The 6,826-nt window shown below is 42.5% G+C and carries 6 protein-coding genes and 1 tRNA gene; 5 read left to right on the forward strand and 2 right to left on the reverse strand.

What is annotated here, in order from left to right; genetic code table 11:
• Positions 1 to 555 precede the first annotated feature (555 nt).
• A tRNA-Leu gene (locus tag D5R40_RS28950) sits at positions 556 to 635 on the forward strand.
• A gap of 1,113 nt (positions 636 to 1,748) precedes the next feature.
• On the opposite strand, the gene D5R40_RS38225 is transcribed toward D5R40_RS28950, so the two are convergent.
• Positions 1,749 to 2,072: a hypothetical protein gene (locus tag D5R40_RS38225; RefSeq protein ID WP_124155589.1), complete on the reverse strand. Its 324-nt coding sequence runs from the start codon at positions 2,070 to 2,072 to the stop codon at positions 1,749 to 1,751.
• Positions 2,073 to 2,713: 641 nt separating this feature from the next.
• Here D5R40_RS38225 and D5R40_RS42975 point away from each other — a divergent pair.
• The 4 genes from D5R40_RS42975 (at position 2,714) to D5R40_RS36345 (ending at position 6,223) form a co-directional block, all read left to right on the forward strand.
• A complete protein-coding gene (locus D5R40_RS42975) occupies positions 2,714 to 2,830 on the forward strand; it encodes an ATP-dependent Clp protease proteolytic subunit (RefSeq protein ID WP_375339421.1) in 117 nt (38 codons plus the stop codon).
• Positions 2,827 to 2,943 (forward strand): ATP-dependent Clp protease proteolytic subunit, encoded by a 117-nt coding sequence (locus tag D5R40_RS42980; protein WP_375339422.1) that lies wholly within the window; start codon positions 2,827 to 2,829, stop codon positions 2,941 to 2,943. Before D5R40_RS42975 ends, D5R40_RS42980 begins: the two co-directional genes overlap by 4 nt.
• Positions 2,944 to 3,528: 585 nt before the next feature.
• On the forward strand, positions 3,529 to 3,837 hold the full coding sequence (locus D5R40_RS38230; protein ID WP_205127724.1) for an ATP-dependent Clp protease ATP-binding subunit ClpX: 309 nt from the start codon (positions 3,529 to 3,531) through the stop codon (positions 3,835 to 3,837).
• A gap of 2,212 nt (positions 3,838 to 6,049) precedes the next feature.
• A complete protein-coding gene (locus D5R40_RS36345; RefSeq protein WP_161565093.1) occupies positions 6,050 to 6,223 on the forward strand; it encodes a hypothetical protein in 174 nt (57 codons plus the stop codon).
• 343 nt (positions 6,224 to 6,566) lie between these two features.
• Here D5R40_RS36345 and D5R40_RS41575 read toward each other — a convergent pair.
• On the reverse strand, positions 6,567 to 6,826 hold a 260-nt coding region (locus D5R40_RS41575; protein WP_153183513.1), incomplete at its 5' end, for a sulfatase-like hydrolase/transferase.

A 6,826-nucleotide genomic window follows, 5' to 3' on the forward strand; every position in this document is an offset into this window, starting at 1 on the left:
GGGATCGATTATTATTGCTGTCCAAAAGGGTCTTGGAAGGTGATGTAGCAAGTGAGCATGCGCAGGTAAACATCAGAAGAGGAGCTTCATAAAAGCCTTTTCTTACTATTTTAGCTTGCTTTGCGTCGCTTTTAGTTCAATTGCTAGTTCCTGGTAGGTGTTCTTTATCTATTCCTACTTATCTTTCTCGCTGTAATAAAATTAAACAGCTTACTGCAGGCTAAATTCCACCTATACACAGGCCAAACTAGAGTTAGTTGATCAAAAAACCGCTATTACAAATCTACTAAAATTTCACGTTTAAGGGCCTTAAACCCACTAGTAATTTCGCGATAAGTAATCGGAAAATGGGCTATTAAGTGTTGTAACAAAGCCTCAAGCCTTCGCTTGGCGGAGCGGGATTTTTTGAGGCCAAAAAAACCCGCAAAAAGATTGTTTTTTTAAAAAAGATTTTATCTTGCATCGCTTTGAAGAAAGCAAAGATTGACACGCAAGGTTAATCCTTTATTTAAAGCTTTATTCAGCTAGCTTTAGGCCTGCTGAATACGGTAAAATGCGGTGTGGCGAAATTGGTAGACGCGCTAGACTTAGGATCAGTGCCGCAAGGCGTGGGGGTTCGAGTCCCTCCACCCGCACAATCAGGGAAATGGGGATGATTTAATTATTCCGATTTCCCTTTTTCATTTAAAGGATTTGATGATCAACACAAGAAGAGATCATTTCCTATCCGTTAGCAACTAAGATGAGCTACTACAGATCAGCGCCTACAGAGAAAGCGTTTGAGTTGACATGAATTTAGGTATGGTTATTAGTTATTGGGAATTAGGTAATGGTAAGATGTTATTAGTTATTTGATAGATTCTGATTATTGGTGCAATTTCTCGTCTCTTATACAAACCAGTGATCACTGAATACATACTAACACCATAACCAATAACTTACCACCACCCACCAGGAGTCAACGTTCCTCATAGCTTCAAATTTTCAAATTATTTATATGCCACAAGTTGTCAGAACAAGATATTGACAATTTAAATGCCGTATTGACGGTGAGATTCCAAAAGACGACTACCACCACTATTTAATACGGAACTGAAAAAATATCGCAAGGATCTCGCATAAGGGTTTCCGCAGGGAAACTCCGATGAGTGTTCTAAAAAGATGTTTGGTAGAGCAGTGTTGGGAAAGTGATCAATAAGATCTTGCAGGAACAGCTGACGATTTCATGTGAATGACAGCACTGAAATTCTAGGCCAGCCAATCCCTTCCGATGACCAAGAGCCAGTGGATTTTTATGTCGTGACCTTAGCGATTACGAGTTTAAGTTTGATATAGGTATTGCTCCTGCCTTTAGTAGCTGGACTCGAAGGAGATCCTTTCGAGAAGTATGCAGTGAGATTCTGATGAAATGGTCAGGAAGAGGTGGATAATCTTTTGCAACGCAATGGAGAACAGACTTATCCAGAAGATGGAATTGAAGAGAAAGATAATTGTCACCTTCGATGTAACCGAGTGGGAAGGAGATGCGGTCAAAGCAGAAGGGTCACACACGAATTCAGTGTGGTTGGTAGATCGACTGGAAGATGATGTGAAGATCGGTACTAAAGTTGAAGTTGGGTGATCAAATCAAGATCAATCCTTTTTCAACTAGAAAAAGACACTACGAGAAATATGCTCGTAAATACTTCCTGGGACTGGAAGATAGTGATGAGAGAGCAGTGGAGTGACTCCTTTGAAGCTGAAATTAACTAAGTATCAAGAGTAGCGAAAGGAGAACTTAACCAGAGTTCTTTGACAAGTGTTTGGGCCTGAGCAAGGTCTTCGGAAGAGGAATTCAAAACCAAACTGAAGGAAAACATTTCCTCTTCTTTCAATGCACAAGCAGAAGCCTTGTTGTATAGAGATATCCAGAAGGCCTTGTTGGATTCTAATGCCTTAAGCCTTCCTGATGAGTTCTTGAAGCGATGGCTACAACCACAATGGCAATTGGATCCAAAGACCTTGGAAAAAGAAAAACCCTGCATTGCAGACAACTTGCGCTGAACTGATTCGAGGTTAGTTAAACAAGACATTTGAAATCGAGTAATCAAGACGAACTCAGAGAAAGCTTCAAGAATAGAATCCGCGGATATTTTGGCGGAGCGCCAAGTCCAGATATGGAAGCTATGGGGAAAGTATGGCAGATCGCATGTTGCAAGATGAGAAGCAAGTAAATGAGATCTACGAAGAAGTGGTCGAACAAATTCTTCGAAGCAGCGTTTGAAAAGGTGGAGGTGAGGATAAGTCAATTAGCTCTGAAGAATTCAAGAAGTATCGCTGCTATTGAAGCAGAAAGACAGCAGAAACAAGCGGTAGAGCAGCTGAGGAAGAGTAAAGAATCCTTCTTGACCGGTAAAAATTAGGCATTCTATTTCTACTAAAGGTCAACCGGACGGGTACTTATGCGTTAATATCAATGACATTTATTAACCGAACTCTTATAAACAGCATTACATGTTCCACAAAGATGAATTTATGAAGTATGCTACCAAGCACTTGGGAATGAGTAGCATTCACCTTGAAAAATATGCTGAAAAGTCGTCTCTAGGTACCCGAACATACAAGGATTTACACCGAACGTGATCGAAGAGCGCCAAATGAATATCGTTGGCCTCGACGTTTTTTCGCGCCTGATGATGGACCGAACATTTTCATGGGTGTTCCGTAAATGATTATGTGGCGATGTTTATCAAGCTCACTATTGTTCTTGGAATCAACCGACCCGAAGCGCGATGTGCAAATGTTTATCAATAGCCAGGGGATCTGTGATCGCCGGATTGGGTATCTATGATACAATGCAATACGTTTCACCTGATTAGGAACCATCTTACTGGATTGGCAGCCTCCATGGGAGCTGTACTTTTGGCAGCGGGTACCAAAGGAAGCGTACCTGTCTTACCATAGCCGCGTAATGATCCACCAACCATTAGTGGTATGCAGGGTCAGGTGACAGACATGGAAATCTACTACAACTTGAATCAAGGAGCAGCAAAAGCGCTTTATGATATTTTGCCCATCACACAGGTCAAGAATATGATAAGATCAAGGAAGATTGTGAGCGTGAATAACTGGATGACAGCCGAAGAAAGCGAAGAGTATGATTGATTGACGAGGTGTTGGATAGAAACAATCCGAAGAAAGAGGCTTAGTAATCCGCACTAACAAGAACACACAAAGTCCATAGGTTTTGTGGTGTTTTTGTTTAACTTTATCATATAGGTGATAAGAGATGCTTATTTTGCCCTGAAGAGGTCTTTATCTCATCTTGAGGCCTATGAATTCACTTGACAACTATTTAAAAGAAGCAGCTCCGGTATGCGAAAGCAAACAAATTACCGTTGTTCCTTCTGCGGCCGGAACAAGTCGAAGCCCTCATTTTGATCGCCGAATCGAAGGTCATATCTGCGAGGTGTGTGTTGAACAAGCAGGCGAAATTATTGAGGAAGAGCTCTACGGTAATAATAGTAAACAGGAAAGTATAACCCCTTTATGCTGCCCGAAGCCGTAACTCCAATGGATATCAAAACCCATTTGGATCAGTACGTAATCGGCCAAGATGAAGCCAAAAAGATACTTTCAGTAGCGGTATATAACCATTACAAACGTCTTCGCCAGCCGATGAAATCGGACGACGTGGAGATGAAAAAATCAAATTATCCTTTTGTTGGCAAACTGGTAACGGGTAAAACCCTACTAAAAAAAACCATAGCAAAGTTCTTGAATGTTCCTTTCTCTATCGTAGATGCTACTGTATTACAGAAGCGATTATGTGGAGAGAAGATGTCGAAGTATTCTTAGTCGCTTATTACAAGTATGTGACTATGATGTGGCAGCAGCGGAAAGAGGAATAGTGTATCATCGATGAAATTGATAAGATTGCTCGCAAGAGTGATAACCATCCATTACGCGGATGTTTCCGGGAGAAAGCGTGCAGCAGGCGATGCTGAAGATGCTAGAAGGAACGGATGTGAATGTACCGCCACAAGGTGGAGAAAGCACCCAGAACAGAATGGTTAAGGTGAACACCAGTAATATTCTGTTCATTTGGTGGAGCTTTCGATGGTATTGAAAGAAATATTGCTCGTAGAGTAAAACACAGGTAATCGGCTTCAAATCTGATGACGATGAAACCATGGGTATCGATAAAGATAACTTGCTACAGTACGTGAGCCATCAGATCTGAAGCGATTTGGATTAATTCCTGAATTAATTGGCCGTCTACCCGTACTGACTTTTTTGAATCTCACTGGATCTCGATGCTTTGAAGCGTATCCTTACGGAGCCTAAAAACTCACTGGTGAAGCAGTATACAAAACTGTTTGACCTAGAAGGAATCGCCTTAACTTTCACAGATGGAGCCCTGGACTTCATTGCAGAAAGGCTTTGGAATTCCAGTTGGGTGCCAGAGGACTTCGATCTATCTGCGAGCCATCATGACGGATGCCATGTCGACTTGCCATCGCAAAAAGAAGTGAAAGAATTTGTTCTACTAGGAGTATGCTGAGCAAAAGATGAGCCGTTCCAGGCTATCCAAGTTGAAAGCAGCCTAACTGGTAATTGATCCCATATAAAGCGCCTTGCAATACAAATTTTTGCAAGGCGCCTTTCTCGTTTTACCCCATATCATATTCCAATCTCCCGCCTCAAGCCATAATTAATTCTGATTTCTTTGCGAGTGAGATATTTTTATCTAACTTCATTAATTAGATGTATAACATTTAATGTTATTACATTTAATTTTTCAATTTTAAACACCTAAACATCATGAACACAGTACTCAACTAGGAAATACTTTTCGCGATTCCAATGCTAATTTTTGGCGTCGGACACATGACCATGCAGTGCTATGGCGGCATGGTGGCCATTCCGGGTGGGGTCTTCTGGATCTATCTTACCGGAGCAGCTTTGATTGCCGCAGCTGTGAGTAATTGCCATTGGAAAAAATGGATAAATTAGCCACCCTCTCCTAGGATTGATGTTAATTATATTTGCCTTGTCCATTCATCTGCCTGGCATGATGGGCAGTGAAGGCATGGAGCAACAGGCCTTCATGGCGAGTATGATGAAGGACTCGCCCTAGGCGGAGCAGCCTGGTTCTATGCTACCAATTCAGCAAAAGACAATGCTTTCTAGGCTAACCATAACCCAAGCAAGATCGTCCCAGCGTATGACATCATTCAGCTTGGGGTGATCACTTATCCTCTTTCTCCCCTATGCTATCGATTAGTTGAGGCCACGCAATCCAGTTTCCAACCTTCGGCTGTTTTTATAGATAGCCACCCAGGCATAGTAACCACTGTCTAGAATAGTCTCCGTCTCGCTAATCTTATATTCTACAATTACTTCCTTATCCACCACAGTATAGGCCATACTTCCATATCAGAAAAACGGATCCCTGTGGATTCAAATCGTCCATTTGACAATTTCTACCGCTGAAAAAAATACTATTGTATCTACTGATTGTCCCTGAACACTCGGCCGGGTGATCAGTCCTCGATTAACAGAACATATGCTTCACTCATCTGCTGAGCAAGGACACGGAGTCTTTTCCAAAGTGATAGGTTCGCTGGGCATCATGCATCTCCATAATCTCTTCCTCGGCCTTGGCTCGATCAAAAAGCCTGTGGACTTGAGCTACAACTAAACAGTACAAGATTAGTACCCAGCAGGAATGCATCTTAAATACATGTCAGGTGGTTTGATACGATAACTTATGAATTACTTTACTGTCGATCGGGATGTTTGCCCATTCCAGTCGCCGAGCTGGATCAAAACCGATTCTTGACGGGCATCTGAGCGGCAATGTCTTTTCTCCACTTGGTCAATTGACCCTTAATTCCTTTCGCTTGTCCGGCTGCTGCTTTTCTGCAAGATTGTTTTGTTCCCCTATGTCCCGTTCAAATCATAAAGCTCAACTTCCTGGTTATCAAAAGTACTCAATCCTTTCACTTCCCTGTCTAATGGCTCCAGCTGGCGATCGTGATGATAGACAGGATAATGCCAATACAAAGTGCGATCTGCTTCAGCTGTTTCTCCTCCTCAAGGTAGCGGCAAAACTCTCTCCATCACAGCTTGCTCAGCCGGAGTTGCCCCTTTCCTAACTCTACAAAGGTGGGGAAAAATCGATACTCGATATCAATTGTGGGAAGTGCTTCCGGCCGCAATCACTTTAGGCATTTTATAAGCAAAGGCTCCCGAATTCTCCTTCAAAGACAGTCCCTTTTCCGCTCTTAGCGGTGCATTAGAAGTGGCGATGTATGAAGTGGAGAATCTTCGTAGATCTCCAACTTATCCTTGGCCAGCAATGGGATTTTATCAAAGCGGCTGACGAGACTCCATTGTCTGAGAGAAGACAACCATCGTATTCTCAGTAAGCCCAAGTGCATCCAACTTATCCATGATTCGACCTAAGCTCCGGTCAACATGCTCAATCATAGCGGCGTAGATAGCGTGCCAGGAAACTTCCTTTACCTCTTTTTCCAGATACTTGTCGAATCAATCTCTATCGCATCCATTGCACGTGCACATCATAATGGAAAGAAAAAGGAAAAAGGACTGTCCTTATTTTGCTCTATAAAAGATAGGCTATAGTCTGTAAGTGCTTCAGATAGACGAGTCTCGTCATCCAAATTATCATCTGGCGGGAAGATGGCGTCCCGGGATTTAAGCTTATAAAAAGTTCCTCTCCGATGAACCCGCCAATCGTCATACCCCTGATCCCCAGGCATATGTGGAGAGCTCCACCCCAAATGCCACTTACCGAAATAGCCTGTGGCATAGCCTGCCG

It is taken from the genome of Okeania hirsuta (assembly GCF_003838195.1).
Lineage (GTDB): Bacteria > Cyanobacteriota > Cyanobacteriia > Cyanobacteriales > Microcoleaceae > Okeania > Okeania hirsuta.

Coding starts and splice junctions, on each gene's coding strand:
- D5R40_RS38225 (WP_124155589.1), bottom strand. CDS start 2,072: ATGTCTTGTTTAACTAACCTCGAATCAGTTCAGCGCAAGTTGTCTGCA.
- D5R40_RS42975 (WP_375339421.1), top strand. CDS start 2,714: ATGTGGCGATGTTTATCAAGCTCACTATTGTTCTTGGAATCAACCGAC.
- D5R40_RS42980 (WP_375339422.1), top strand. CDS start 2,827: ATGATACAATGCAATACGTTTCACCTGATTAGGAACCATCTTACTGGA.
- D5R40_RS38230 (WP_205127724.1), top strand. CDS start 3,529: ATGCTGCCCGAAGCCGTAACTCCAATGGATATCAAAACCCATTTGGAT.